This window comes from Actinacidiphila sp. bgisy145 (genome assembly GCF_057708125.1).
In genome coordinates this window covers 1-606 of record NZ_JBYIRL010000131.1, presented here as the reverse complement: position 1 = coordinate 606, position 606 = coordinate 1, and the positions used below count along the sequence as shown (strand labels likewise).

Here is a 606-nt window from a genome sequence, read left to right as displayed (position 1 = left end):
GACGAGGATTACCCACGTTGACGAGGGCTTCGACTTCCTTGGATGGCGCGTCCAGCGTCACCGGAAGCGGGGTACCGACCGGCAGTATATTTACACCTACCCGGCGCGGAAATCTGTTCGTTCGGCGACGGCCAAGGTGAAGGAGCTGACCGGAAGGCAGAACGTCGGCCTGACTATGGCATCCCTGCTGCACCAGTTGAATCCGGTGCTCAGGGGATGGTGCGCGTACTTCCGTCCGGGAGTGTCGAACGTCGCATTCTGCTACCTCAGTCACTTCGCGTGGACGAGGGTCATACGGTGGATACGACGCAAGCACCCCGGGATTACGTGGAAGCGGCTCCGTCGCCGCTATTGCGACGGTGGCTGGTGGCCCGTCACGGAGGAAGCTGAACTGTTCAACCCGGCCAAGGTGAGTACGACCAGGTACCGATACCGGGGAACAGTGATACCGAGCCCGTGGCCCAATACGGCGTAAGAATCGGCTTGTCCCAACCGGGACTTGTGGAGAGCCCGGTGCTCGGAGACGGGCACGCCGGGTTCGGGAGGCGGCTCGGGGAAACCTGCTGGTGGCGACACCAGAAAGGCGCCCCGAGTCGACCTCACCCA

General features: G+C 62.9%; 1 protein-coding gene. It reads left to right on the top strand.

All coding sequences use genetic code 11. The annotated features are described in order from the left end of the window. Window positions 1-7: 7 nt before the first annotated feature. Entirely contained in the window at window positions 8-475 is a 468-nt protein-coding gene (locus tag AC3ERT_RS36620; RefSeq protein WP_435179513.1) for a group II intron maturase-specific domain-containing protein, read from the top strand. The last annotated feature ends 131 nt before the right edge of the window (window positions 476-606 follow it).